The sequence below is a fragment of the Bradyrhizobium sp. LHD-71 genome, assembly GCF_031157255.1.
GTDB lineage: Bacteria > Pseudomonadota > Alphaproteobacteria > Rhizobiales > Xanthobacteraceae > P52-10.
This window is the reverse complement of sequence record NZ_JAVIFX010000026.1, coordinates 1-26,811: the sequence shown is the minus strand read 5'-3', so window position 1 is coordinate 26,811 and position 26,811 is coordinate 1. Positions and strand designations below refer to the sequence as shown.

The window sequence follows — 26,811 nt, the reverse complement described above, 5'->3', positions numbered from 1 at the left end:
GCCAAATCTCCTGAGGATGCACGTTGTCGTCAGTCGTCGGTCGGCGCGAGCCCGCCGGCCTCCGACAGCAATTCCATGTGGTGATCGAGATCGCCGAACAGGGTCTGGATCGAGACCAGCCGCCGGAAATAATGCCCGGCCTTGTATTCCATCGTCATGGCGATGCCGCCATGCAGCTGAATCGCCTGCTCGCCAACGTAGCGCGACGCCTTGCAGAGATGCACCTTGGCACCGGAGATCGACTTCCGCCGCTCGCTGTTGTCGGACTGATCCGACATCACCGTCGCCAGGATCGACATGCTGCGCGCCTGCTCGACGTTCATTAGCATGTCGACCGCACGATGCTGCAGCGCCTGGAAGGTGCCGATCGGTCGGCCGAACTGCTCGCGGGTCTTCAGGTATTCCGTCGTGGTGGCCAGCAGTTCGTCCATGCAGCCGATCGATTCGGAGATGGTCGCAGCGATCGCCCGATCGACCACCCGCTCGATCAGCGGGTAAGCCCGGCCTGGTTCGCCGATCACGTCGTCGGCACCGACTTTGACGCCTTTCAGGAAGATATCCGCGCCCTGGTGGCTGTCGGCGAGTTTCATGGCCTTGCGCGTGAGGCCGGCCGCATTCGCATCGACGATGAAGAGTCCAATACCGTCCTTGTCCCGTTGATTGCCCGAAACCCGCGCAGTGACGATGATCTTGTCGGCGGTGTCGCCATGCCACACCAGCGCCTTCTCGCCATCCAGCACCCACCCCTTGCCGTCCTTGCGCGCTCTCGTGGTGATGTCGGCAAGGTCGTAACGGGAGTGCCGCTCGGTGTAGGCGAAGGCCAGCAACAACTTGCCTTCCGCGATCGCAGGCAGCATTTCCGCCTTCTGCTTGTCGCTGCCACCGGCCTGGATAAAGCCGCCGCCGATCACGACCGTCGGTACATAGGGCTCCAGCGCGATCGAGCGGCCGAGCGCTTCCATGACGATCGAGGTTTCCACCGGCCCACCGCCGATGCCGCCATGCTCCTCGCCGAACGCAACGCCCAACAGGCCGAGCTCGGCATACTGGTTCCACATTTCGCGGCTCCAGCCGAGCTTGCTCTCGGAGAACTTCTTGCGGGCGTTGAAGTCGTACCTTTCGGCCAGCAGCCGATCGACGCTGTCTTTCAGCAGCTTCTGTTCGTCGTTGAGACCGAAATCCATGAGCTCCCCCTCTGCGCCACGGTTACGTCCAGGGGACGCCGGGTCTTCTTAAGTCCAGCAAGACAACGGCGCGGAAGGCTCACCATCCGCGCCGCACGTCTCTTGATCAATCCGGCGCGAAGGCCGGGATCGGTGGGCCTTCCTTGGCCGGCTTGAAGACGACATGCACCTTCTGCCCGATCTTCAGTGCGTCGAAGTCACAGTCGACGATGTTGGTCAGCATTTTCGGGCCTTCGGCCAGCGTCACATAGGCGAGCGCGTAAGGCTCCGGCACGCGGCGCATGGTCGAGTGCGAATAGATTTCGCCCTTGCCCGACGCTTCCTTCCACTCGGTGTCCGAGCTGCCGCAGAACGGGCAGATCGAGCGCGGGTAGAAGAAGTTCTTCTTGCAGCCCTTGCAGGCCTTGAGCAGCAGCTTGCCCTTTGCCGCCGCGTCCCAATAGGGCTGGCTCTCCGGGTTGGCGATTGCCGCTGGAAATTGACGCTCCGCCATCACACGCGCTCCATGATAAGGGTTGCCGCGCCGTGGCGAACGCCGAGCGAGCCGCCCGTGCCATGTGCCAGCGCGATATCACAATTCTTGACCTGCACCTTGGGATGCGCCTCGCCGCGCAGCTGCCGCACCGCTTCGATCACCTTGGTGATGCCGCCACGGTTGGCCGGATGGTTGTTGCACAGGCCGCCGCCATCGGTATTGAACGGCAGCTTGCCGACGCCCGAGATCAGGTTGCCGTCGGAGACGAACTTGCCGCCCTGGCCCTTTTCGCAGAAGCCGAGATCCTCGATCTGCATCAGCACCGTGATGGTGAAGCTGTCGTAGATCGACGCGTACTTGATGTCGGAGTGCTTCACGCCGGCTTCCGCAAACGCGATCGGGCCGGACCAGCGCGCACCCGAGTAGGTCAGATCGGTATCGCCGCCCGCCTGGCCCTTCGGCGCTTCGCCGGCGCCCATCACCCGCACCAGCGGGCGCTTCAGGCTCTTCGCCACTTCAGGACTCGTGACAACCAGTGCGCCACCGCCGTCGGTGATCACGCAGCAATCGAGCCGGTGCAGCGGGTTCGAGATCATCGGCGAGTTGACCACCTGCTCGACCGTCACGACATCGCGCAGGAACGCGTGCTCGTTGTACTGCGCATGATGGGAGGCCGCGACCTTGATCCAGGCGAGCTGCTCGCTGGTCGTGCCGTATTCGTGCATGTGGCGCATCGCGCACATGCCGTAGGAATTGGCGACGACGATGCCATACGGCGACTCATACGACGCATCCGGCGCCGTCGGGATCACGGCACGCGGAACGGGAGACGTCAGAGGTTTGCCGGCGAGCGTGATCAGCGCGACCGAGCATTTGCCAGCGGCGATCGCTTCGGCCGCGTGCGCGACATGCAGGATGTAGGAGGAACCGCCGACGTCAGTCGAATCGACGTGCTTCACCTTCAGGCCCATGTAGTCGACCATGCTCAGCGGGCCGAGGCCAGGCGCATCACCCGCGCAGAAGTAGCCGTCCACGTCGTCCTTGGTGAGCCCCGCGTCCTTCAACGCGCCCATGGCCGACTCCGCGTGAATCTGCGGAACGGATTTGTCCGGCGCCTTGCGCGTGGGGTGCTCATAGGCCCCCATGATGTAAGCTTTGCCCTTGATACTCATTCAGGTGTGTCCTGCCCTTCTGTCGAAACACGGATTGCACGATCTAATCACGGCGTAAGCGCCGCGCGCAAATCGTCCTGACCGCGTCGCGAGGTTGACCTCGGGTCTTGAGCCTTGGCGGCATTCGTCCCGCACGACATTTGTCATGGGCACGTGCAGGGCGGCGAGACCAATATTTGCCTTAGGCTCGTGCAAAAATGGAATGGCTTCCAGCAGTGGTCGGCGCACGTGCGCCGTGTATAGTCGCTTGGATATTCGCAACGTAATGCCTGCGCACGACGCGGGCCGACGATTGTGCAAAGCAACAGCCGCGACAAGGCTGTTCCAGAATGCGTAACACGGCCGCGCCGTGTCCTGGGGGAACGTGGAGAAACGCAATGGACATGAGCTTCACCGCCGAAGAGCTGGCGTTTCGCGACGAAGTGCGGGCGTGGATCAAGGCGAACCTGCCGGCCGAGCTCAAGCAGAAGCTGATCGACGGTGTGGTGCCGAACAAGGAGGACATCGTCGGCTGGCATCGCAAGCTCAACGCCAAGGGCTGGGCCGTGCCGCACTGGCCGGTCGAATGGGGCGGTCAGGACTGGTCGACGACAAAGCGCTTTATCTTGCGCGAGGAACTCGAGATGGCGCCCGCGCCCCTGCCGAACGGCATGAATGTCGGGTTGTGTGGGCCGGTGGTCGCCCATTTCGGCACCGAAGAGCAGAAGAAGCGCTTCCTGCCGCGGATGGCCAACTGTGACGATTGGTGGTGCCAGGGTTTCTCCGAGCCCGGCTCCGGCTCCGATCTGGCCTCGTTGCGAACCAGCGCACGCCGCGAGGGCGATTACTACATCGTCAACGGGTCGAAGATGTGGACGACCAACGCGCAGTACGCCGACTGGATCTTCTGCCTCGTCCGCACCGATCCGAAGGCGAAGAAGCAGGAAGGCATTTCCTTCCTCGTCTTCGACATGAAGAGCCCTGGCGTCACCGTGCGCCCGGTGCACACCATGGAGGGCGGCGCCGAAGTCAATCAGTGCTTCTTCGAGGACGTGAAGGTTCCCGTCGATCAACTGATCGGCAAGGAGAACAAGGGTTGGGATTGCGCTAAGTTCCTGCTCGGCAATGAGCGCACCGGTGCCGCGCGTATCGGCGCCATGCGCGAGCGGATGCAGCACCTGCGCAAGCTGGCGATGGCCGAAATGAAGAACGGCAAGCCGATCATCGAGGATCCATCGTTCCGCGGTCGTCTTCTGTCGCTCGAGGTCGAAGCGAAGGCGCATGAGATCACAACCATGCGCATCCTCGACAGCGATTCAAAAAAGAGCCGGGGCGATGCGCCAAACCCCCTCTCCTCGCTTCTGAAGCTGCGCTCCAGCGAACTGCGGCAGGAACTGACACACCTCTACATGGAGGTCGCCGGTCCGTTCGCGCAGCGGCTGGCACTCGAGGCCGAGAGTGACGAGGACGCGATCGGCCCCGACTGGGCCGGCGTTGCGACGGGCGTCTATCTCAACAACCGCAAGGTCACGATCTACGGCGGCACCAGCGAGGTGCAGCACAACATTCTGGCGAAGGCCGTTCTCGGCCTTTGAAGCGATAGATGTCTGAATTGCCTCTGGGGGGATTGCGCGTCGTCGAAATCGGAATCGGCGACGCGCTCAGTTACTGCGGCAAACAATTTTCCGACTTCGGTGCTGAAGTCATCAAGGTCGAACAACCCAGCGGTGATCCATCGCGCGCGCTCGGCGTCCTGGTCGATGTCGGCGGCGGCAAGCGCGAGAGCGCGCATTTCGCCTGGTTGAACACCAACAAGCAGAGCATCACGGCGGACCTCGCCAGGGACGAAGATATTAGGCGAGTCCGCGCACTGCTGCAGACTGCCGATCTGCTGCTCGACGGCCGGCATCCGGACGACATCAAGATCTCGCCCCTCTCGCACGAGAGTCTGCGCCAGTCCGATCCGGGACTCGGCATCACGGCAATCTCGTGGTTCGGGGACACCGGGCCATACAGCAGATACCAGCCGACCGAGGCTGTCGTGCGCAGCCTTGCAGGGATGGTGAAGCTGATCGGCGCGGTCGAAGGGCCGCCGATGCTTGGCCGCGACGGTCAGGCCGCAGTGTTCGGCGGCCTCACCGCATTCATCCCGAGCGTCGCCGCACTGTACAGCCGCGAGCACGGTGCGCGGCGCTACCGCACAAACGTCTATGAGGCATTGCTGCAGGTCACGGAATTCGACACCGCGCTTGCGCTCGAGTTCGGCTTCTCGCGCGTGCGTAGCGGCATCAACATCTTCGGCCGCGGTTATCCCTCCGGCACCTGGGAAACGAAGGACGGCATCCTCGGCGTGACCGTGGCGACGCCGGCGCAGTGGATCGGTTTCTGCCAGATCATCGGCAAGCCCGAGCTCGCCCGCGAGATGAAATATTCGAAGGGTCTCGACCGCTTCATTCACGCGGCCGACTTGCAGCAGATTTTCGCGCCGATCCTGAAGACCCGCACCGCGAGCGAATGGTTCGAGCTCGGTATCGAATATCGTGTGCCGCTGGCCGTCGTTCCGACCATGCGCGAACTGCTGCAGCAGCCGTTTCATCGCGAACGCGGCTCGTTCGGCAAGGTTAGCATCGGCGCGGCCGAATTCGAGGGTCCGGTGCTGCCGCAAGCACTGCTGCGGACGCCACCGAAGCCCAACGGCCCGGCTCCGCTTGCAGGCGAGCATGACGCAACGCCACTGCCCGCACGAATGCGGATTGCCAAGGGTGCGGTCGCTGCCGACGCGGCGCTGCCGCTGAAGGGCGTGCGCATCATCGACCTCACCATGGGCTGGGCGGGCCCATCGGCGACCCGTCAGCTCGCCGATCTCGGCGCCGACGTCATCAAGGTAGAGTCGATACAGTATCCGGACTGGTTTCGCGGCACCGATACGCGGCCGCCCTACCACGAGGAACAGACCTACGAGAAAACGCACTGGATCCAGGTGATGAACCGCAACAAGCGCGGCATCACCCTCGATCTCACGTCCGAAGAGGGCCGCTCACTGCTGAAGCGTTTGCTGCGGGAAGCCAATGCAGTGATCGACAATTATGCGGCCGACGTGCTGCCGCGACTTGGCCTCGACGCCGAGACGATGCTGAAGATCAATCCGAAGCTCGTGGTGGTGACCATGCCGGCCTTCGGCATGAAAGGCCCCTGGCGCAACGGCCGCGCCTACGGTTCGACACTGGAGCAAGCCTCCGGCCTGCCGACGGTGCAAGGCTTCGAGCAAGATCCACCGTCGATGAGCCATATCGCCTATGGCGATCCGATTGGCGGCCTCAACGGCGCGACCGCGCTGCTGCTCGGCTTGATGCATCAGAAGAACACCGGCGAAGGCCAGCACATCGATCTGGCGCAGGTCCAATGCTTGCTGCCGATGGCGGCGCCCTCGATCGTCGAGCAGTCGGCGACCGGCACCACGGCTCCCCGTCTCGGCAACCGCCATCCGCACTATGTACCGCAAGGGTGTTTCCCCGCGATGGGCGAAGACCAGTGGATCACGATCTCGGTGCGCGACGACGATGAGTGGCAGGCGTTGTGCCGAGCGATGCGCCGTCCGGAACTTGCCGCCGATCCCCAGCTCAAGACGGCGCACGGTCGCCGACAGCACGAAGACATGATCGAGGCGGAGATCGCCAAGTGGACGAGCATTGTCCGTCCGGATTCGGCGATGGTGAAGCTGCAGGCCGCGGGCGTTCCCGCCGGTATCGCCAAGGTGCCGATGGACCTCGCGCATGACCCGCATCTTCTCGCCGTCGGCCACTGGCAATCGGTCGACAAAATGTTCGTTGGGCCGCATCTGCTGCCCTTGAATGCCTACCGTGAAGGCGACGCGGACAAGCCCGCTTCGGTGCGCTCGCTCGCGCCCACCCTCGGCCGCGACAATCACGAGGTGTTGCGCGAGGTGCTGGGCCTCACCGATGCGGAGTTGAAAGCGCTGGAAGCGAGCGACGTCATCGGCACCATCGCCCTGCCGCCAAAGCCGAAAAAGAAGGCGGCCGCCCAAGACGCCGCGGAATAGCGCCGGTTCCCCAACCCAGACTTCCCGATTGGCCCGGCATGCTTTAGATGCTGGCGGTCAATGACGGGCCCCCGCGCCCAACAAGACCAAGAAGAAGGAGACACGTGTGTCGCAAGGTTTGTTCGAAGGGCTGAAGGTCATCGATTGCGCGAGCTACATCGCTGCACCGGCCGCAGCGACCGTGCTGTCGGACTTCGGCGCCGAAATCATCAAGATCGAGCCCTTGACCGGGGATCCGTACCGCATCCCGGGACAACCTCCCGTCGGCGCCCGCTCGCCGGTCAATCCGAACTGGCTGATGGATTCGCGCAACAAGAAGAGCCTGGCGATCAATATTGCCTCCGATTCCGGTCGCGACGTGCTTTACAAGCTCGTGGCCGAAGCCGACGTGTTCATCACCAACTTTCCACCGAATGTCCGCAAGCGGCTGCGGCTGACCTATGATGACATTTCTGCCCTCAATCCGCGGCTGATCTACGCATCATTCACCGGATATGGCGAGAGCGGCCCGGAAGCTAACAAGCCAGGCTTTGACGCGACCGTCTGGTGGGCGCGCTCCGGCATGATGGATCTCGTCCGCGCAGGCGACGCGGCGCCGGTGCGGTCGCCACCCGGCATGGGCGATCACCCCTCAGCGATGGGGTTCTATTCGGCCATCGTCACCGCGCTCTACCGCCGCGAGAAGACCGGCAAAGGCGCCCATGTCGGCTCGTCGCTTCTGGCGAACGGGCTTTGGGCCAACGCCTGCTCGGTCCAGTCTGCGCTGTGCGGCGACACCGTCGAGCGTCAGCCGGCGCGCGCGGAGCATATGATGCCGTGGCGGAACAGCTACCGCTGCAGCGACGGCAAATGGCTGGTGCTGTCGATCGTGCACAATGACGGGCGGTGGGATGTGTTCCGCACAGCGGTCCAATCGCCACTGCTCGACGATCCGAGATTTCAGACAACGGCCGACCGCAAGGAACACGCCATCGCGCTGGCCTCGACGCTCGACAAGATTTTCGCCGAGAAGACGGCTGCGGAATGGGGCGCCATCCTCGACCACCACGGCGTCGTATTTGGCGCAGTCTATGCCATGTCGGACGTGCCGAACGACGAGCAGGCCAAGATCTCCGGCGCTCTGGTGCCGTCCGAGGATGGCTCGATGCTGACGGTCTCGAGCCCGTTCTGGATCGAAGGCGAGGACAAGACGAAGCCGAAGCGCGCCCCGACGATCGGTCAGCACAATGAGGAGGTGCTCTCGGCTGCCGGGTTCAGCGCCGACGACGTCCGCAAGCTGCGCGACGACGGGATCGTGAAATAAGCTCGTTTCGGTCACTCAGCCCGGTCGGACAGATAGCCCGACCACAGCTCGCGTCCGACATCCGCTTCGTCCCAAACGCCGATGAGAATTCCTCGCTTCTCGGCGCCGCCCCGCATGTTGACGATCTGCTGATCGGAACGGGTTTGCCGCTGCGACAACCGTAGCGCCCAGGCTGACAGCACAGCGGCAAGACGCTGGCGAACCGCCTCATGACTCGGGTCCGCGCCGAGGTCATGGAGTTCGTCCGGATCGGCCGACAGGTCGAACAGCATCGGACGAAAACCGATGGCGTGGATGTATTTCCAGCTACGGTCGGCGACCATGAACATGCGCGCGTCCTGCGGCGCAACACCGAGCGCTGCGCAGGCAGACTGCACGGAGTAATCGTATTCGCTGATCACATGATTGCGCCAGTCCGCGGGGCGCGCGCCACGCACGAGCGGCAGCAGCGACCTCCCCTCGAGGCGATGAGTCTGCTCAACCGGAACGCCGCCGAATACCTCCAGGAACGTCGGCAACAGGTCGATGCTTTCCACCAGCTCATCGCAGGTCGCCCCGCGTGTCTGGTCGGCTGCGCGCGAAGGATCGTAGACGATGAGCGGAATCTTCACTGAAGGATCGTGGAACAGCTCCTTCTCGCCGAGCCAGTGATCGCCGAGATAGTCGCCGTGATCCGACGTGAACACGATCATCGTATTCTCGAAATATCCGTTCTCCTCAAGGAAGCGAAACAGAACACCCATCTGGTCGTCAATCTGCTTGATCAGGCCCATGTAGACCGGGACAACTTCGTTGCGCACTTCGTCCCTGGCGAAGGTGCGGCTCACGCGGCGCGATATGAACTCGCGATAGACCGGATGCGCCTCCTGCCGTTCTTTTTCCGAACGCACGACCGGAACGAGATCGTCGGCGCTGTACATGTCGTTGTATGGCGCCGGCGCGACGTACGGCCAGTGCGGCTTGATATAGGAAAGGTGCAGGCACCAGGGCCTCTCTCCGCTTTCACGGATGAAGTCAATCGCGCGCCGGGTCATGTACGGCGTCTCGGAGTGTTCTTCACTGACGCGCGCCGGTTTGCGGGCATGCCGCATGGCCCATCCGGATGCGATCCCTCCACCCTCGTCCGCGGCGGAATTTGCCCAGTCGTGCCACGGATTGTCGCCACCATAGCCCTGCTCGTTCAGAAAGCGGTCGTAGCGCGCCCGTTTCGTCTGCCCGCCTCCCATGCCGTTCCTGCCGCGCAGGCCATCGTCGCGCTCATAAGGATCGAACCCGCATTCGGACACGCGCACGCCGATGATTGAATCAGGCGCAACGCCAAGCCGCTCCATGCCTTCGCGATCGGCAACCATATGGGTCTTTCCAACCAGCACCGTCTGCACGCCCAGCGGCCGCAGATAGTCGCCCATGGTCAGTTCGCCGACCTGCAGCGGAATCCCGTTCCAGGTCGAACCGTGCGAGTGCATGTAGCGGCCGGTATAGAAGCTCATGCGAGACGGACCACAGATCGGCGACTGAACATAAGCGCGCGTGAAACGCACGCCGCGTGCCGCCAATGCGTCGATGTGCGGCGTGTGGAGCGTCGGATGTCCGGCACACGACAGGTAGTCCCAGCGCAGCTGATCACACATGATGAACAGGACATTCTTGACGGTTGAAGGCACGAGATTGGACCCCTTCACAGGTGCATCGGAATTGCAGCTCGGCAAGCGTCAGTCGAGCGTGAAGCCGGACGCCTTGATGATCGGCCCCCACTTGCCGAAATCAGCGCGTTGAATCGCGGCAAGCTCTTCGGGTGACGTGCCGGTCGGCTTCAGGCCACGCACGGCAATCTGCTCCCGGATCGCGGGCGATCTCAGCGTTTCAACGACGACGTTGTTGAGCCGATCGATGACGACGCGCGACGTATTCGCCGGCGCGTAGAGGCCAAACCAGCCCGTACCGACAATGTCGATGCCGCTTTCCTTGAAGGTCGGCACATCTGGAAGACCGGAGAATCTTTGCTGGTCGGTCGTGGCGATCACGCGAACCTTTCCGTCCTTGTGCAGCGGAGCCAAATCGCTGGCCAGCGCAACCATCATTGGCAGCTGTCCACCCAGCACATCCGTGATGACATTCGTCGTTCCCTTGTAGGCCACATGGGTCATCTCGACGCCTGCAGCCTGACCGACGAGCAGGCCGAAGAAATGCGGTAGCCCTCCGCTGCCCGGGCCGCCAAACATCGCCTTGTCCGGATTCTGCTTCAACCAGCTCAGCAGCTCCTTCGGCGTGCTGACAGGAACATCCACGTTGACGGCGAGGCCGAAACTGAAGCTGGCCGCCTGTGCTATCGGCGCAAAATCCTTCACGGGATCATAGTCCAGCGACTTGTGGACATGCGGAAGCAACGTCATCGGCGCCATCTGCGTCAACAACAAGGTCGTCCCGTCCGCAGGGGCGTACTTCACGGTCAAGAGCCCCATCCTGCCGGCACCGCCGGGACGGTTCTCGACGACCACCGTTTGCCCAAGTTCACTGCGCATGCGATCTGCCAGCAGACGCGCTAACGTGTCGCCGCTGCCGCCCGCGCCGGACGGAAAGACAATGCGGATGGTCGACGAGGATGTCTGCGAGATCGCCGGCGCCGTGGTCAATGTCAGCCATGCGGCAAGTGCGAGCTTCGCAGAGCTCGTGAAAAACGCTGTCATACTGTGACCTTGTGCACGGGAACGATGCCAACAAGACTAGGATTTCGCATCGACCGGAGCAGCGTCTTTCTGGGCTCCGTCCATCAGACGGACAACGTCGCAACAGTCCTGATCTGCGGCGATCAATCCCGTTCGAGCTTCGCCGATTGCACGATGTTGCCGAACATCTCCGATTGCGCACGCATGTAACCCACCAGATGCTGCGGCGTGGTGTTCGAACGGTCGACATACACACCGAGATCCTTCATCCGCGTGACGAGATCCTCGATCTCCAGCGCCGCCTGCACGTCCTTGTTGACCCGCTGCAGGATGGTGGACGAAACGCCCTTTGGCGCGAGCACGGCGAACCAGCCCGAGATCGCAAACCCCGGAAGCGTCTCGTTCACGAGGGGCAGTGCTTCGAGCCCAGGCAACTTGCGCTCGGAGGTCACGCCCAAAGCGACGAGATTGCCCGCGTTCACCTGCGGAAGCAGCGCCGGCACACCGTCGACCACGAGGTCGACCACGCCCGTCATCGTATCGGTGACGGCCTGGGTATTGGCGCGATACGAGACGTGCTGCATCTCGATACCGGTCATCGATTTGAGCAACTCGCCGGTCAGATGCGGCACATCTTTCACGCCCGGCGTCGCATAAGAGAGTCTGCCATGGCTCGTCTTCGCCTTCGCGATCAGCTCCTTGATGCTCCTGACGCCAAGCTTCGGCGATGCCGCGATCAGCATCGGGCCGTCGCCAACGAATGTGACCGGATCGAAATCCTTCTCGACATCGTATGGGATCTGCTTGAACAGATGCTGGTTGAGCGTCAGCGGTGTCGCCTGGCTGAACAACAAGGTGTAGCCATCCGGCGCTGCGCGCGCAGCGGCGGCAACGCCGATGTTTCCACCGGCCCCCGGCTGGTTCTCGACGATCACCTGCTGGCCCCAGACCTGCGTCAGCCGATCCGCGATGAAGCGCGCCATCACGTCAGGCGCGCTGCCCGGCGAGCCGGGCACGATCATCTTGATGAAGCGCGCCGGCCACTCCTGCGCGCCAGCATCAGACGCGGCGAGGACCGCAAGCAAAAGCGCGCACGCGCGCATCAGGCGGCACATCCTGTCTTCTCCCAGATAATGCTCTGATTGATGAATTCAGTCGTGCCTGACCTGCTCCAGCCAGGCGCAGTTGACCGGGGCGCGCACGCCGCGTGCGGCCGCATCGAGCCGCATTTGCCGGAAGCTATCCCGCTGCTCGGGCGGAAGATTCAAGCGCTCGTGGCCCCAGAAGCTTGGCCCATCGAAGGTCTCGTGCGGCTGCCAGGTCGCGGGGTCGATGACGCGACCGCCCCATCCATACTCGATGAAGAAATCAGACGGCGTCCGCATGTAGAACGACGTCATGTGATCGTTTGTGTGCCGACCGAGCGAGTACGCAATGCGGTCCGCCTGCGTCTGCGCGAGGTCGTAACCCTGCCCGACGTCATCCAGACTTCCGAGCTCCACCATGAAATGGTGCAGGGTCTGCTTGCCCGACTCCACCATCGCAAAGCTGTGGTGCCGTCCGTTCACGTGGAAAAAGTAGAGCTTGTAGGGCTTCAGGCTGTAGTCGCTGATCCCGAAGCCCAACAGGTCGCGATAGAAGGGTAACAGACGATCGATACCGCTCACGTTCAGCACCACATGGCCCATGCCGAGCGGTCCGGTACGAAAGCCCGATATGGGCCGGCCCGGCACGAACGGTGTGTCGGCAACTTCCGGCTTCCAAAAGACTTCGAGCCGGTTTCCGCCCGGGTCCGCGAACGTGATCAGATCTGCGACGCGGCGCTGTTCGGCCAGGGCACGCGACCCATGCGCGACGGCAGTACCGGCAGCTTCAAGCCGTGACGCGAGCGAGCCGAGATCACTCTGAGCCTCGACTTCCCACCCCATAAAGCCCAGGCCGTCCGCGCCATCGTTGGATACGATGTACCTCTGCTTGCGGTCATCCATCCGGAATGTGCGCAGGCTTTTCGCCTGATCGACCGGCTGCATGCCGAGCAGCCTGACCGCAACTTCGCTCCAGTCGGCCAGCTTGTCGGACCGGACGCCGATATATCCAAGCGACTTCAGTTCAGTATTTGCTGACATGTTTGCTGACATGGGCCCTCGCGGCCTTCGTGCACCGCAACAACAGCGACGCTCGGTTTACAAGCTCTCGCCAACGCCATTACATCAGGCGGAGGCATCGGCTCAACCGATCCTCAAGTTCTGTCCATTAGGTGGACAGCTTCAACCGATTGTCCAGGGCTTCCGCAAACAGCTTATGTCAACCACAGCCGACAAGCGCACCGACGGCGTCCGGTCCATTCAGCGCGGCCTCGATGTCCTGCTGGAGGTCAACCGTTCGGGCGGAATCCGCGTGAGCGAACTTGCGCAGCGGCTCGATTTGGCACGACCTACAGTCTACCGGTTGCTCGAAACGTTGGAGGAGCTCGGCTACGTCGCCCGCAGCGCCTCGGACGACCGCTTTCGTGTCACAAGAAAGGCCGCCAGCCTCGGCGATGGCTACGACCCGAGCATGTTGATCAGCGAGGCCGCTGCCCCGGTCATTGGCGAACTCTCGAAGCGGCTCGTCTGGCCGGTCGATCTGTCGACCTACGAGAATGCAGCGATGGTCGTTCAGGAGACGACGCACGCGCGGAGTCCGCTTTCGATCGATCGCGGCATGATCGGGCGGCGACTACCTATGCTGCGGACTTCGAGCGGCCGCGCTTACCTCGCCTTTTGTCCGGCCGCCGAGCGCGAGATCATCCTGAAGCACATTTCCCGTGCGGAGGATCCTGACGATCAACCCTTTCTAGCAAAGGATCATCTTGACCGCATGCTTCTTGAAACTCGCGCCCGCGGCTTCGGGGTGCGGACAGACGGAGAATACAACTCGCGAACATCGAGCATCGCCGTTCCGATCGTCAAGGAAGGCTTCGTTCTTGGCTGCATGTCCATCATCTGGATCCGCATCGCGCTCGATCCGCGGGACGCCATCTCGCAATTTGCTCCGCCGATGATGGAGGCAGCCACTCGGCTCGGCGCACCGACCTAGCTGGTCGCGAGCCGAGGAAACAAACGCATGGCATTGCCGGCCTTGATCAGCGTCTTTCCAGCGTCTGTGAAGCCCTCAAATGCATCCAGAGTCGACGCCTGCGGCGCGATTGTCGCCTCCGGTCGAAACGGATAATCATAGCCGACCAGCAGCCGGTCGACCGGGACGAATTCCTTCAAGAGCGCGAGGTTGCCCGGCTCGCCCATGGCGGTCAGGTCATAATGGACCGTGCGAAGCAGCCGCATGGCTTCGTCCGGCGCGGTTCTCACGCCCTTCTGGAAGCCAGCCGAGGCCGCGCGGGCTATCCGCGACGCCAGATAAGGAACGGCACCACCGCCATGCGGCACGATCAGCTTGATGCGCTGATATCGCGCGAGCGCACCTGAATAGAGCAGACTCGCCAGCATTCGCGTGCTGTCGAACGGATACTCCAGGATCGGCGACGGGAGTCCGAGACCGAAATGCGCGAATGCCGGCGGCTGCGCGGGATGGATAAAGAGGACGGCCTCCCGACGATTCAACTCTGCAAGAAGCCGTTCAAAACGCGGGTCCCCGAGATAGACTCCGTCGACATTGCTGTAGAGACCTACTCCATCAAGATGCAGTTCATCGAGGGCGTAGCCGACCTCTTGCAGCGACGCCTCAACGTCTGACAACGGCAGAACGGCGAGAGCGGCAAATCGCGTGGAGTGAGCGCGGACAATATCCGCCATAGCCTCGTTCAGCAGACGCGCGAGCCTCCTCGCGGCCGCCCCTTTCAGAAATTGCACGCCCGGCGCGGTGATGGAAAGCACACTGGCCCGAACCCGGTGACGCTCCATCACGCACAAGGTGTCTTCGAGGCTCCAGACAGGAAACGGAAAACCATCGCCCACCACCTGCCCGCGTGCATTCGCGAGCCCGGCGTCGCGCATGGCCTCGAGATACGCATCCGGCAGAATGTGCGCATGAACGTCGATCACATCCTGCGACATAGGCTTTGCTCCACTTCGAGGGTAACAGACCGCATATCATACTTCCTGCGAGACCGACCGGCCGAGCGAACGACTGTCCGCCTCGCGGACAGAAGCCGAACCCGCCTTGCGTCCCGCCAACTGGTCGCCGATTGATGCGGTCATGACGCAGAGCTCGCAACACCGCGACCTAGAGGTCGAGGTTGTCATCATCGGATACGGCCCGGTTGGGGCTACGCTCGCCAATCTTCTCGGACTGCGTGGCGTCAGGACACTTGTGCTGGAGCGGGAGTCCGCAGCCTATCATCTGCCGCGTGCCGTGCACTTCGATGATGAGGTAATGCGAATTTTCCAAACGATCGGGCTGAGTGACGCGATCAACCGGAATGCCATACCCTCAATCGGCATGCACTTCGTCGACGCTGACGGCAAGCTCATCCTCGATTGGTCGCGTTCGTCTGAAATCGCATCGCAAGGATGGCATCCCAGCTATCGGTTTCATCAGCCCGATCTTGAATCGGCTTTGCGCAGCGGCCTCAAACGCTGGCCGAGCGTTTCCGTCATGACGCGCTGCGACGTCTTTGCCCTGGAGGAGGAAGCTTGTGACGTCGTCGTTCGGTTCGAGGATCTGTCTACCGGACGGCTCGCAAAATGCCGGGCGAAGTACGTCGTCGGCTGTGATGGCGCGCGTTCGCTGGTTCGCAGGTTCATGGGCGTGTCGATGGACGATCTCGGCTTCCATGAGCGCTGGCTGGTGATCGATTTCCTACTGAGCCGCCCGCGTCCGGACCTTGGCGATTACAGCGTGCAGTACTGCGATCCGACCCGGCCGGCGACCTACGTCCGTGGCACAAACAACCGTCGACGCTGGGAGATCACCCTGCTTTCCGACGAGGATGTCCATGTGATGACGACCCCGGACCGCATCTGGCCGCTCCTGCGCCGCTGGGTCGGGCCTGAAGACGGCGCGATCGAGCGCGCTGCCGTCTATACCTTCCACTCCGTTGTGGCCGAACACTGGCGCGTCGGCCGGCTTTTGCTCGCCGGCGACTCCGCGCACCAGACGCCTCCGTTTCTGGGACAGGGCATGTGCGCCGGCATTCGCGATGCGTCGAACCTTGCCTGGAAACTCGCCGATGTCGTCGCGCGACGCAGTCCGGACAGCCTCCTGGACAGCTATGAGAGCGAACGCTCCCCTCACGTCCGGGAATACATCGAGCGGGCGATACGGCTCGGCGGCATCATCAATACGAAGAACGCGAGCGTGGCGCTGACCGCGCTCGGGCGCAAGGGTGATGAGACCGTGAAATTCACGTCGGCGAAACCGCGCCTCGGACCCGGGTTGTGGATCAGCGATGACAGCCTCGGCGGTCAACTGGCTCCACAACCCGCGCTGATCGGCGGAACGCAACTCGACCATGTCGTCGGTTACGACTTTGCCCTGCTTGCGGCGCCAGCGTTCGCACACTCGCTTTCCCAGCGGGCAAAGGCGGCCGCTCGCGAGATCGGCATTCGCATTATCGATGACGCCGCAAGCGCGCTTCAGCTCTGGCTTGACCAAAACAGCGTCAACGCCGCGCTCGTCCGACCCGACCGCTATGTGGTGGGGACCGCGATGACGGAAGACGATTTCACCGCGCTGCTGCGATTGTTGCCGGCACCCATCCAATCCCGGCACGCACTGGCTGCCCAGCTCTGATCACGACGCAAGGAATGCAATGAAACTCGCTTCTTACGAATATGCCGGCAAGCCGTCCTACGGCGTCGTGAAAGACGGGCACCTCATTGACCTCGGCGCCCGCCTGGCGACCAGCGGGCACAAGACCTTGCGGCAGCTGCTGACGAACAGCGGCCTTGACACCGCACGGGAGATCGCAGGATCGGCCAGTCCGGACATCCCCCTGTCAGACGTGACGCTGTTGCCGGTGATCCCCGACCCGGACAAGATCATCTGTGTCGGGATGAATTATCATGATCATGTCGCGGAGATCGGGCGCGCCGTCACAGCGAAGCCGGCCCTGTTCGCCCGTTTCGCTGGCAGCCAGGTTGGCCATTTGCGACCGATGATCAAGCCGGCCGTTTCCGAGGAGTTCGACTACGAAGGCGAGCTCGCCGTCGTTATCGGGCGCGGCGGCCGTCACATCAAGGAGGACGATGCGCTGCGACACGTCGCTGGCTATGCCTGCTACAATGAAGGCAGCATCCGCGACTGGCAGCGCCACACCTCGCAGTTTCTTGCAGGCAAGACATTCGCAGCCACTGGCGCGTTTGGCCCCTGGCTTGTGACGGCTGACGAGATTTCCGATCCGGCAACGCTCACACTTGAGACGCGGCTGAACGGCCAACGCGTGCAGCACACGACCACCGACAAGCTGATTACGAGCGTCCCGGCACTCATCGCCTATTGTTCGACGATCATTCCGCTGCTGGCCGGTGATGTGATCGTGACCGGCACGCCGGGCGGCGTCGGCCTCAAGCGCACGCCGCCACTGTTCATGAAACCAGGCGACACTGTGGAGGTCGAGATTTCGGGCATCGGGGTCCTGCGCAATCCCGTCGTTGGCGAATAGCGCGCCAGACCGGCCAAGACGTTTTGGCCGCGCAACATATCGTCTTGACCAGATGATCGTTCGTCACCCTGGCAATATGGTCGGCCGGCGCCAACTCCCGGCCGACCGCATAGTGTACACGCGAAGCGCGTGACATATATTTACCGTGAAATGAGCCTCAGATGAAGGTTGGCGATGCTCCCTGCCCGGCGCATCGCAGATCGCTTGGATGCGCGATATGCAGCGGATCAAAGCTCACCTTTCGGTCTGGTTGCTTGCCGGCATGCTGGCAGCGGTCTGCCCCGTGCCGGAGCTCGGATCGATTGCCCGCGCCGAGCAGCCTGCGGCCTCGCAGCGAACAGAAGCCCAGGCGTCTTCCGTTGATCTGCCGGCGCTGTTCGACGCCGTGGTCGGAACCATCGATCGACGGTTTGTGGACAGCGAGCTGTTGAAATCGCTCGATTGGCAGGCACGCGCGCGCGCCGCGCGCCCAGCCATTGTTTCAGCAAGCAGCGAAAACGAAGCAGTCTCTCTGATCAATGCATTGCTCGCTGAACTCCACACATCGCACACCGGCCTCTATACGCCGGACGAATTTCGCTACTATCTTACGCTTGATGCGCTGCGCGGGGCCGGCGGCACGGCCGGCTTGATCGAAGACAGATTCTGGGGCACCGGGCCTTACTTCCCCGGTATCGGCGCGTTCACGACCGCGATCGACGGCCGTCACTTCGTCGACGGCGTTCTGGAAGGATCGCCCGCGGACAAAGCAGGACTGAAATTCGGCGACGAGATTCTCGCCGTCGACGGTCAGACCTACAGCCCGATCGCCGCATTCCGCGGCAAGATTGGCAGCAGCGTCGAAATCGAAATCCGCCGCACCCGCGGCGCAGCGCCGGTACGTATCGGCGTGCCGGTCGTTCCCATCGTCCCCTCCGTCGCCTTCTCCGCAGCGACGAAGGCCAGCGCGCGCATCATCGAGAAGGATGGCCGCCGGATCGGTTACATTCACGTGTGGGCGGTCAACGAGACCAGAACCTTCAGGGCAGCGCTGGCGGACCTCGATCCGTCCACGGTCGATCCGCCGCGCGATCACGGCCCACCGCTGGACGCGCTGATCGTCGATATGCGGGGCCGCGTCGGCGGCAGTATCGACGCGGCGGCGCAACTGCTCGATATGATTGGCACCGCGCAAAGACCTTACTGGGGATCGCTGCGCTTCATCGATCGATCGGGCAAGGACAGTGCTGCAGGCGGCGACCACGGAGCGCGCGCGACCGGAGTGCGGTCGTTCCGCGGACGCTCGGCCATACTGATCGACCATCAGACCCGTAGCGCGGGCGAGATCGTCGCGTACGGCTATCAGCGCAGCGGCTTTGGCCGCACGATCGGCACGCAGACGGCAGGTGCCGTATCGAGTGGCAGTCCGTATGCCATGCCGGGCGGATTAATGCTGTACGTCGCCACCAGTTCACTCACGTTCGATGGACAACGCCTGGAAGGTGCCGGTGTCGCCCCGGACATCAGGGTCGAACGGCCTGTGCCTTACGCGGCCGGCGCTGATCCTGTTCTCGAAGCGGCAGTCGCGCAGCTGGCCACCGGCTTCGAAGCCCAATAGGCGACGCTAGCCCCCTGCCCCCTCTAAATGTCCCTGAAGGTGCGACACGCGGCGGGCTTACTGACGCAGCCCGTCTTTGCGCACGGTGCGTTTCCTTCGGTGTCGCTCACCAGTGTGACCTGTTCGGCTACCCGCTCGTCGGGGCCGAGCGCCAGATTCAGCGCATTGCCGACCGACGAAATCTCGACCGTCTCGAGAACCGAGAAAGTGAGGAAAAGCAGTGCCGGCAACGCGAACGAAAGCTTGCGGCGGTAATAGGTGCGCTTCATGTTTGATCCTCTCCCGTTTCCGAAATCACGAAACGCTTCGAGACGACGTTCGACTGCAATGGAGCTGGCGTGTCTGACGGCTTGAATGTGATCCGCTTCGGACACGGCCAGCCTCTGAATAGCACGAGCGGCGACCCGACCGAGATCAACTTCCACTCAAACAAATGTGCGTCGCGCGCGATCGCCTTTCGGTGAGGCTGGACTCGCCGCGATGGTCATGAGCGGAACGGCCATGTCACAACACCGCCATATTGCTTGCCGGGATACGGCGCCTGACGAAGCGCCATGTCAAAACCCGGGATGTTTTCCATGTGCTTTGCCATCCGTCCACGCATCGCCTGGTCGGGCATTTCACCGTAAAGCGCGCCCATGTTGTCGGTGAGATGCTCGGGATTGCTGGTCGCCGGAATGACGCAGGTGACGGACGGATGCGAAACAACGAATTTTAGGAAATACTGCGCCCAGCTGCGTGCCCCGATATCACGAGCCAATTCGGGAACGGCTTGTTTCGCGACCGGTGTGAACAATCGCGCCTTCTCAAACGGCATGTTGACCTGCACCGCGACGCCGTGATCGGCGCAAGCGGGCAGGATTCGCTGCTCGGCCGCCCGGTTGAGTATCGAATAATTGATCTGGATGAAATCGAGACCGCCGCTGCGGACAAGGCGCTCGACGATCGGATGATATTCATTGCTCCACTGGGTCACGCCGACGTAGCGGACGCGGCCTTGCTGCTTCCATCTCCGCAGCAGATGAAGAACCTGATCGTGATTCTCCAGGCTATGTACCTGTTGCACGTCCATCGCCTTGCGCCACAGCCGTTCGCTGGACTTGCGAAACTGCGCTTCGGAGTGGCTGTCGTCAGACAGCCACTCGCCCGTCGTCCACGTCTTGTTGGTGATGAACAGGTCACCTGATATTCCGAGTTCGTTTGCAAAATCGCCGACGCTGACTTCGGACATGCCGTAGAGCGGCGATGTGTCGACGACGCGACCTCCGGCCGCGTGGAATCGCCGGATGACTTCCCTGATGTGCTCACGAGGTTCGCCCGGATTGACGTCAAAGGTCTCGAACGTTCCCAGGCCGATGACAGGCACTCGTTCTCCGGTCCTGGGCACGGCGCGTGTGATCGGCGTTCCCGCCTGGCCGAACGCCAAGTGCGGCAAAGACGAACTGCACGCGAACGCCAGGCCGCCAGCGCCGAGCGCGCGCATGACCGACCGGCGGCTGTACGTGCTGCGCAAACCGTGATGATGGGACATATGCGATCTCCAGTTTGAAGCCAAAGCCGACCTGACTTAAGGCACCAAGCTGTCGATCCGCGCGCGCATTCCTGATGAAATGCTCCATTTCCGATATTTTCGCCCGAGGTGAAGGACGTAAGGCGACCAGCGGCCACGCAGCCTCAGTCGTAAGCGCAGCGAAACCCGATATACACGGCGTAAAAATCGGCGCTTTTCCATTGCGCCGCTTCTGACCTGGTTTGCGCAGCCCCATACCAGAAGGAGCCGCCTGCGGTCAGCGCCTCGCCGTTACGGCGGTCGGCGACCCACTCCCAGACATTGCCGCCCATATCATAGAGCCCGTTGATCCCAGCTTTCGTGGTTCCAACCGGGGCAAGCCGAGGCCAACCGTCCGCGTCGGCCGTGTTCATGCCATTGGATTCAGCGCCGACCGGATAGGGAAACGTCTGTCGCCTCCGCCCGTCACCATCGCCTGCCTCGCGAAATTCTGTATAGGCCGCGAGCTTCCACTCTTCGAAGGTCGGCAACCTGCCGCCGACGAACCTGCAATATGCGTCGGCCTCGGCCCAAGTGAGATGGGTGGCCGGTTCATCATCCCGACCGGTGACGCCAAATGGCGCACGAAATGACCATCCCGGCCTCCTCTGCCAGCCCTGAACGAACTCATGCCCGCCGCCATCGCGCTCGGCGGCAGTCGTCACGCCTCTGTTATGAACAAAATCAAGATAGCGGGCGATGGTGACCTCGGTTCGGTCGATGAGAAACGCATCGATCCGCACACGATCGGACTGAGCAGCAAGCGCCGGACACGCATCGAGAGCTGCGAGTAGCGCAACTACGCCAACAACCGAGCGCTTCATTCCTTCCTCATGCCAGGAGAAGAGATCTCCGCAACGGGACGCGCCTTGTCAGGTGCTTCAAGGCGATATCTGAGAGGCGTCGTGCCGACCAGACTTCGGAAGACCCGGGCAAAATGACTTGGGCTGACAAATCCGACGTGCGCAGCAACCTCGAGGATAGGCGCATCGGTCCGCGAGAGCAGTTCCAACGCCCGTTGCACCCGGCAGAAGTTCACGAAGGCAAGCGGCGACTGCCCTGTCGCCATCTTGAAGGCGCGCTGGAAATGCCCCTCCGATAGTCCGACGAGTGTCGCGAGCTCCGCAATACGCAAGCGCACGGCAAGGTTGGCGTCGACGTATTCCACGACGCGGGACACCTGTCGCCGCGTCAAGCCGACGTGCTCTGCAACGGGAGGCACGCTGAAGTAACGATGGGCGACGTACTGCACCAGGGCCTCGGTCATCGCCTCGCAGTAGAGCGGATCAACCGCGCCATCTGCGCGGACCAGGCGATAGAATTCGCCAAGTGCACCGAACACGAAGCTATCTTCAGCACAACTAAAGGCACGAAGCGAGCCGTGTTCGGTCAGTATCGGCACTGCTTCAGGGTCGAGCGCCAATGACGCCCAGTCCCATGCGACGTCCCGCAACCGCAACTGCCTCGCGCAACCGGCCGGCAGGAATGAGACCGAGCCGGGCCGGTCTGCCCCATGATAGCGAAAGCCGCAATCCGCGACGTATTCGTGTTGGCGCGCTCCTCCATGTAACGTCACCATCAGAAGATGGCGCTTCGGCGAAATCGCACCCTCGACCGCCTGGGTATAGCCGCGGCGAGCGCTCTCGAAGCACGCGCCATCCCATTCGAACCTTTTGTGGTCCGAGGGTAGCGGACTGACTTTCCAGGCCTCGTTGGCGGAAGACCGTGACATGCAAGACGCTCTTGATCGGGCTTTCCTGCACCACTGCACGAATGCCGGCCAAAATCGTAGGCTTCGGCGAAGCGCGTTTTCAACGTGACTGCCGAACAATAATCTGTGAGGATTCGTTGCCGACCTCGCCGTCGATTGACAATCGAGGGCCCGGATCCAGAGCATTCTGTCGAAGCTGCTGACACGCGGCGGGATGTCGCTGGTCAGGACGTCGCGTCATGCGATGCAGCACAAGGGAGAAGAAAATGAGCCAGGAACCACATATCGCCATCATCGTCGAATACGATGTGCCCGAGCAGAACCGCAACGTGTTCATGGACCGGCTGATCGAGAATTGCGCGGCAACATTGAAAGACGACGGCTGTTTGCGGATGGAAGTGTCGCAACCGATCGGCGGTGATGGGCGTGTCGTCTTCCTCACGGAGCGCTGGCGCGATCAGGCTTCCATTGATAAGCATCGCCAGCAGCCGGGCCATGATGAGCAGCACGAGCGGATTGACAAGCTGCTGACCGGCAAGCGCGTGGCCAAGTGCCACATCCTTAACGACTGAACCTTGCTATGAAAGGCTCTGAAGTGATTACCAGACACGAACCGTCGTCCATTCTGTCCGGTGTCGTTCGACACCAGAATACTCTGTATCTCGCCGGTGTCGTTGCCGACGATCTCACGCTCGATATGGCCGGGCAAGCAGCAGACGTCTTCGCCCAGATCGATGAACTTCTCGAGAAGCACGGCTCCGACAAGCATCATATCCTGGCCGCCACGATCTTCGTGACCGACATCGCCGAAAAGGCCCAGATGAACCCGGTGTGGACCAACTGGTTGCCGAAGAACGCGCTGCCGGCCCGCGCTACCATCGGGATCAACGATCTTGGCGAGGGTGTGCGGATCGAAGTCGTCGTCACGGCCGCGGTGAAGGTCTCTTAGTTTGCGCATTAAGCTGCATCTCAACGTCGTCCCCGCGAACGCGGGGACGTATGACCACCGCGCTCATTGTTGAGCGCTGCTGTTGAAATCAAGTCAATGAGTCATTTCTGCCTCATTGACGACACGGCGTATGGGTCCCCGCTTTCGCGGGGGACGACACTGAAGCCGCGACCTCATCACGGCGAGGCCGCTTCATGCCGGCACCTTGTTTCCATATTGGAGAACCTGAACTTTCTCCAGCGTCACGAGGCCGCTGGTCGTCATCATCTCATCGAGAACAGGCAGGAAGCGGTTGATGTTATCCTCGCTATCGATGATTTCGATGACCAGCGGCAAATCCTCCGAGAGCCGAAGTATCTTCGTGGTGTGAAGCCGGCTCGACTTGCCGTAGCCCATTGCTCCTCGCAACACGGTTGCGCCGGCAAGATGCAGTTCCCGCGCCTTGAGCACGATGGCCTCATACAGCGGCGATGCGCCGAAGCTGTCGCTTTCACCAATGAAGATGCGGAGCTGAAGCGCTTCTCTTGGTATCTGCATTGTCATGTCCCTCTGATACGATTGAGGCGATCCGCCAGAATATGGCCGATCCAAACCGCGAGGAGTGAAGCAACGACTGATGCGGAGATATTCATCAGCGCGGCGCCTGCCAAGCCGGCCTCCAGCAGCCTGAAGGTCTCAAGACTGAAGGTCGAGAAGGTCGTGTATCCTCCGCAGAACCCCGTCATCACGAACTGTCGTTGCGCGGCACGGGCGAACAGTCGTCCGTCGGGACCGCTGAGGGTTGCGTAGAAGCCGATGATGAAGGAACCGCTGACGTTGACGAACAATGTCGCCCACGGAAATGCCGGTCCGAACTGAAGCGCGATCGACACAAGATAACGCGCGATGCCCCCGAGCACACTGCCTAGCGCTACCCAGCCATAGAGCTGCGCCGTCTTGTTCAAGCCAGACGACGCCAGGCGTCGTTGTTCGGGCGGGGCTGCATCATTCATGCGAGCAACCTCGTGACGCCGAAGCCGCAGGCAACGGCGCCAAGGCAAAGCAGCACGGACAGCAGGACATTGCCTGCCGCGCGGTTGATATCGCCGTCGCGGGCAAGCGCCAACGTTTGCAGGCTGAAGGATGACACCGTCGTGTAGCAGCCAAGAAAGCCTGTCACGGCAAACAGCCACGGATTGCTGGACGCGAACAGTGAACTGCCGTCTGCCGCCAGTGCGCCGAGAATACCGACCAGAAAGGCCCCGCTGACATTCACGGTCATCGTGCCCCAGGGGAATGTCTCGCCCAATCGCCGTGCCACCACGCCCGAGACAAAATAGCGGGCGATCCCGCCAAGCGCGCTACCGATCGCGACGCACATCAAGCTGATTAGCACGTTGCCCAACGCTCCCATCAATCGGCGGCCACCCTGCCCGTCACGCCGCGCATCGCGACCAGTACGCCAAGCGTCAGCACCGCGAATGCGCCGCCAACGAGGAAGGTAGCGGCTGGACCGTAAGCGTCCCATAGCGCACCCGCCATGACGCTGGCGACAAGCATGGCGACGCCAGTCAATAGGTTGAAGTAGCCATATGCTGTGCCGCGCAAGGCGGCAGGCGCCGTATCGGCAACGAGCGTCGCGAGCAGCCCTTGTGTGAATCCCATATGCAGACCCCACAAGATCACGCCGAGCGCCACGCCGCCCAGGTTCGGCATCAGCGCAAGCGCCAGATCGGCCGCCACCAGCAGCACGAGGCCGGCAGCGAGAAGTCCCTTCCGGTTCGTGCGGTCGAAGAGCACCCCCGCCGGGAAAGCTGACAGCCCATAGGCAACGTTCATCAGCACGAGCACGACCGGCACAAAAGTCAGACTCAGCCCGACATCTTGAGCACGGAAAATCAGGAAGGCCTCGCTGAAGCGGGCAAGCGTAAGCACGACGCCGACCAGAACGACCAGCCAGTAGGCGGCTCCGAGCCGCTTGATAGCCGCGAGACTCAACGGATTCTTGCCGTCCCGAGCGCCGGGCTGCCGCATCGGCTCGTGAACCGCAAACAACAACAACGTCAGCGCGAGGAATGCCGGGATCACCGCGACCCAGAACACGGCGTGGAAGCTCGCCGTCAACCACATCAGGCAGATCGCAAGCAGCGGGCCGAGGAACGCCCCAACCGTATCGAGCGACTGGCGCAGGCCGAAGCTCGCCCCGCGCAGTTGCGCCGGCGCAAGATCTGCGACGAGTGCATCGCGCGGGGCACCACGAATGCCCTTGCCGACACGGTCGACAAAGCGAGCAGCGACCAGCCAGCCGATCGATGGTGCAAGCGGAAAGACCGGCTTGGTAAAGGCCGCCAGTCCATAACCAATCACCGCGAGAAGCTTCCGCTTGCCGAGCCAATCGGAGAGCGCACCAGAGAAGATCTTGGTGATCGACGCGGTGGCCTCGGCAATTCCCTCGATAAGCCCGACGGTCACCATCGATGCGCCGAGCACAGTTACCAGGTAGACTGGCAGAAGCGCGTGGATCATCTCCGACGAGATGTCCATCAGCATGGACACAAAACCCAGCACCCAAACCCCTTTCGGGATCTGACCCAATACGGAACTGGGTTTGGTCGTCTCTGCCACGCAGCTGCCTCACGTCCACATCAAGGCAACAAAAAACCCGCCATCGGCGGGTCTACACCATGCTCCCGCCGCGACGAGGCCTTGCAGCCCCACCATCAGCAGGAGTCATCAGCCCACGACGGGCGGGTATCGGGGGACTCCATCCCCATCTGATGGCTCGAGCCTAGCACATAGACGTAACGAAAAGAAAGGTCGGCCTGTAGCCCAGGCATCTCAAGCCGCTACGGCACTATTTTCTTCGACTGCTTCCGGCACTATCGGAGCGTGGGATCCGTCACCGACGGGAGACCCTCGCTCTGTCGGACATCGTTGATAATTTGCAAGACGCGGCTTCTGAAGGGCGCGTATTGAACGCCGAATTCCTCGATCAGGCGGGTATTGTCGATCAGAAAGTTGGCTGACTGCGCGAGCCCACCGGCGTCCTTCTCAAATGTTATGTCAGCCTGGGGCAGAAATTCCGCAACGAGGTCTGCAAGCTCACCCATGCTGAGCGGCGTCCCTCCTGAATTGTAAATAGCGTGCACCGGCCGATCCGTTACCGCAATCCTGGCGAAGACTTCCGCAATGTCATCCACGTGAATGGGAATACGCATCGCATCCCGGAAAGGAAACTTAACCGGACGACCGCGAGCCGGCAGAGTTATACAATTTACGTGATCGATCGATCCCCGCACTTTATCCGGACCGGTTACGTTGGTGGGACGAACGCCGGTAATCACCATGCCATACTTCTGATGGTAATCATGAGCCTGCCACTCGTTGAATATCTTGTGCATCGCATATTGATTGCTTCCGAACTTACCGTCGGTTTCCTTCGACTTGTTTTTTCCGAAGTGAGACTGCAGGCCGCTGACGGCGAGCGAACTCGCATAGATGGTGTGCTTGACGTCAAACAGCCTTGCTGCCTCAAAGCAATTGTCCATGCCGACGATGTTCAGCTTGGTCGCCAGATGAGGAGCCA

Annotated in this window: 26 protein-coding genes and 1 riboswitch; of the genes, 9 read left to right on the top strand and 17 right to left on the bottom strand. The window is 62.1% G+C overall.

Annotated features, from left to right (window positions below; translation table 11 throughout):
• Positions 1-29 precede the first annotated feature (29 nt).
• The 3 genes from RCO31_RS25295 to RCO31_RS25285 all read right to left on the bottom strand — a co-directional run bounded on the left by RCO31_RS25295 (position 30) and on the right by RCO31_RS25285 (position 2,831).
• Entirely contained in the window at positions 30-1,184 is a 1,155-nt protein-coding gene (locus RCO31_RS25295) for an acyl-CoA dehydrogenase family protein (RefSeq protein WP_308971350.1), read from the bottom strand.
• 106 nt (positions 1,185-1,290) lie between these two features.
• Entirely contained in the window at positions 1,291-1,677 is a 387-nt protein-coding gene (locus RCO31_RS25290; protein WP_308971349.1) for a Zn-ribbon domain-containing OB-fold protein, read from the bottom strand.
• Positions 1,677-2,831, bottom strand: a complete 1,155-nt coding sequence (locus RCO31_RS25285) for a thiolase domain-containing protein (protein WP_308971348.1) — start codon at positions 2,829-2,831, stop codon at positions 1,677-1,679. The genes RCO31_RS25290 and RCO31_RS25285 overlap by 1 nt, the downstream gene beginning before the upstream one ends.
• Before the next feature lie 377 nt (positions 2,832-3,208).
• Between RCO31_RS25285 and RCO31_RS25280 the strand changes: the two genes are divergently transcribed.
• The 3 genes from RCO31_RS25280 (at position 3,209) to RCO31_RS25270 (ending at position 8,173) form a co-directional block, all read left to right on the top strand.
• Complete coding sequence (locus tag RCO31_RS25280) at positions 3,209-4,405, top strand: acyl-CoA dehydrogenase family protein (RefSeq protein WP_308971347.1); 1,197 nt, start codon at positions 3,209-3,211, stop codon at positions 4,403-4,405.
• 8 nt (positions 4,406-4,413) lie between these two features.
• Entirely contained in the window at positions 4,414-6,870 is a 2,457-nt protein-coding gene (locus RCO31_RS25275; protein WP_308971346.1) for a CoA transferase, read from the top strand.
• Between the two features lie 106 nt (positions 6,871-6,976).
• Positions 6,977-8,173: a CoA transferase gene (locus RCO31_RS25270; RefSeq protein WP_308971345.1), complete on the top strand. Its 1,197-nt coding sequence runs from the start codon at positions 6,977-6,979 to the stop codon at positions 8,171-8,173.
• Positions 8,174-8,184: 11 nt separating this feature from the next.
• On the opposite strand, the gene RCO31_RS25265 is transcribed toward RCO31_RS25270, so the two are convergent.
• The 4 genes from RCO31_RS25265 to RCO31_RS25250 form a co-directional block, all read right to left on the bottom strand.
• Positions 8,185-9,837 (bottom strand): alkaline phosphatase family protein, encoded by a 1,653-nt coding sequence (locus RCO31_RS25265; protein ID WP_308971344.1) that lies wholly within the window; start codon positions 9,835-9,837, stop codon positions 8,185-8,187.
• A gap of 48 nt (positions 9,838-9,885) precedes the next feature.
• On the bottom strand, positions 9,886-10,860 hold the full coding sequence (locus RCO31_RS25260; protein ID WP_308971343.1) for a Bug family tripartite tricarboxylate transporter substrate binding protein: 975 nt from the start codon (positions 10,858-10,860) through the stop codon (positions 9,886-9,888).
• A gap of 122 nt (positions 10,861-10,982) precedes the next feature.
• Positions 10,983-11,954 (bottom strand): tripartite tricarboxylate transporter substrate-binding protein, encoded by a 972-nt coding sequence (locus RCO31_RS25255; RefSeq protein WP_308971342.1) that lies wholly within the window; start codon positions 11,952-11,954, stop codon positions 10,983-10,985.
• A gap of 36 nt (positions 11,955-11,990) precedes the next feature.
• The gene (locus RCO31_RS25250; RefSeq protein ID WP_308971341.1) at positions 11,991-12,965 is read right to left on the bottom strand and encodes a VOC family protein; all 975 of its coding nucleotides are present in this window, start codon (positions 12,963-12,965) and stop codon (positions 11,991-11,993) included.
• Positions 12,966-13,140: 175 nt separating this feature from the next.
• On the opposite strand from RCO31_RS25250, the gene RCO31_RS25245 reads away from it, so the two are divergent.
• On the top strand, positions 13,141-13,917 hold the full coding sequence (locus tag RCO31_RS25245; protein ID WP_308971340.1) for a DNA-binding transcriptional regulator: 777 nt from the start codon (positions 13,141-13,143) through the stop codon (positions 13,915-13,917).
• On the opposite strand, the gene RCO31_RS25240 is transcribed toward RCO31_RS25245, so the two are convergent.
• Positions 13,914-14,891, bottom strand: a complete 978-nt coding sequence (locus RCO31_RS25240; protein ID WP_308971339.1) for an amidohydrolase family protein — start codon at positions 14,889-14,891, stop codon at positions 13,914-13,916. The genes RCO31_RS25245 and RCO31_RS25240 overlap by 4 nt on opposite strands.
• Positions 14,892-15,033: 142 nt before the next feature.
• Between RCO31_RS25240 and RCO31_RS25235 the strand changes: the two genes are divergently transcribed.
• From RCO31_RS25235 to RCO31_RS25225, 3 genes are all read left to right on the top strand, one after another.
• Positions 15,034-16,569: a bifunctional 3-(3-hydroxy-phenyl)propionate/3-hydroxycinnamic acid hydroxylase gene (locus RCO31_RS25235; RefSeq protein ID WP_308971338.1), complete on the top strand. Its 1,536-nt coding sequence runs from the start codon at positions 15,034-15,036 to the stop codon at positions 16,567-16,569.
• 19 nt (positions 16,570-16,588) lie between these two features.
• The gene (locus RCO31_RS25230; RefSeq protein ID WP_308971337.1) at positions 16,589-17,440 is read left to right on the top strand and encodes a fumarylacetoacetate hydrolase family protein; all 852 of its coding nucleotides are present in this window, start codon (positions 16,589-16,591) and stop codon (positions 17,438-17,440) included.
• 217 nt (positions 17,441-17,657) lie between these two features.
• On the top strand, positions 17,658-19,037 hold the full coding sequence (locus RCO31_RS25225) for a S41 family peptidase (protein WP_308971336.1): 1,380 nt from the start codon (positions 17,658-17,660) through the stop codon (positions 19,035-19,037).
• Positions 19,038-19,060: 23 nt separating this feature from the next.
• Here the strand turns inward: RCO31_RS25225 and RCO31_RS25220 are convergent, their stop codons facing one another.
• The 4 genes from RCO31_RS25220 to RCO31_RS25205 all read right to left on the bottom strand — a co-directional run bounded on the left by RCO31_RS25220 (position 19,061) and on the right by RCO31_RS25205 (position 22,318).
• Positions 19,061-19,306 (bottom strand): hypothetical protein, encoded by a 246-nt coding sequence (locus RCO31_RS25220; RefSeq protein WP_308971335.1) that lies wholly within the window; start codon positions 19,304-19,306, stop codon positions 19,061-19,063.
• A gap of 215 nt (positions 19,307-19,521) precedes the next feature.
• Positions 19,522-20,568, bottom strand: coding sequence for an aldo/keto reductase (locus RCO31_RS25215; RefSeq protein ID WP_308971334.1), 1,047 nt, complete (start codon positions 20,566-20,568; stop codon positions 19,522-19,524).
• A gap of 143 nt (positions 20,569-20,711) precedes the next feature.
• Positions 20,712-21,410, bottom strand: a complete 699-nt coding sequence (locus RCO31_RS25210) for a formylglycine-generating enzyme family protein (RefSeq protein ID WP_308971333.1) — start codon at positions 21,408-21,410, stop codon at positions 20,712-20,714.
• Positions 21,407-22,318: an AraC family transcriptional regulator gene (locus RCO31_RS25205; RefSeq protein ID WP_308971332.1), complete on the bottom strand. Its 912-nt coding sequence runs from the start codon at positions 22,316-22,318 to the stop codon at positions 21,407-21,409. The genes RCO31_RS25210 and RCO31_RS25205 overlap by 4 nt, the downstream gene beginning before the upstream one ends.
• Before the next feature lie 218 nt (positions 22,319-22,536).
• Between RCO31_RS25205 and RCO31_RS25200 the strand changes: the two genes are divergently transcribed.
• Both RCO31_RS25200 and RCO31_RS25195 read left to right on the top strand, forming a co-directional pair.
• Positions 22,537-22,869, top strand: a complete 333-nt coding sequence (locus tag RCO31_RS25200; protein WP_308971331.1) for a putative quinol monooxygenase — start codon at positions 22,537-22,539, stop codon at positions 22,867-22,869.
• A gap of 8 nt (positions 22,870-22,877) precedes the next feature.
• Positions 22,878-23,246: a RidA family protein gene (locus tag RCO31_RS25195; protein ID WP_308971330.1), complete on the top strand. Its 369-nt coding sequence runs from the start codon at positions 22,878-22,880 to the stop codon at positions 23,244-23,246.
• 192 nt (positions 23,247-23,438) lie between these two features.
• Here the strand turns inward: RCO31_RS25195 and RCO31_RS25190 are convergent, their stop codons facing one another.
• From RCO31_RS25190 to RCO31_RS25170, 5 genes are all read right to left on the bottom strand, one after another.
• The gene (locus tag RCO31_RS25190) at positions 23,439-23,783 is read right to left on the bottom strand and encodes a DUF190 domain-containing protein (RefSeq protein WP_308971329.1); all 345 of its coding nucleotides are present in this window, start codon (positions 23,781-23,783) and stop codon (positions 23,439-23,441) included.
• A 2-nt stretch (positions 23,784-23,785) separates the two neighbouring features.
• The gene (crcB, locus tag RCO31_RS25185) at positions 23,786-24,238 is read right to left on the bottom strand and encodes a fluoride efflux transporter CrcB (protein WP_308971328.1); all 453 of its coding nucleotides are present in this window, start codon (positions 24,236-24,238) and stop codon (positions 23,786-23,788) included.
• Complete coding sequence (crcB, locus tag RCO31_RS25180) at positions 24,235-24,639, bottom strand: fluoride efflux transporter CrcB (protein WP_308971327.1); 405 nt, start codon at positions 24,637-24,639, stop codon at positions 24,235-24,237. Before crcB (RCO31_RS25180) ends, crcB (RCO31_RS25185) begins: the two co-directional genes overlap by 4 nt.
• Complete coding sequence (locus tag RCO31_RS25175) at positions 24,639-25,775, bottom strand: MFS transporter (RefSeq protein ID WP_374991534.1); 1,137 nt, start codon at positions 25,773-25,775, stop codon at positions 24,639-24,641. Before RCO31_RS25175 ends, crcB (RCO31_RS25180) begins: the two co-directional genes overlap by 1 nt.
• A gap of 167 nt (positions 25,776-25,942) precedes the next feature.
• A riboswitch (Fluoride riboswitch) is annotated at positions 25,943-26,006 on the bottom strand.
• A gap of 98 nt (positions 26,007-26,104) precedes the next feature.
• The coding region (locus tag RCO31_RS25170; RefSeq protein WP_308971325.1) for an NAD(P)-dependent oxidoreductase at positions 26,105-26,811 on the bottom strand (707 nt) is incomplete at its 5' end.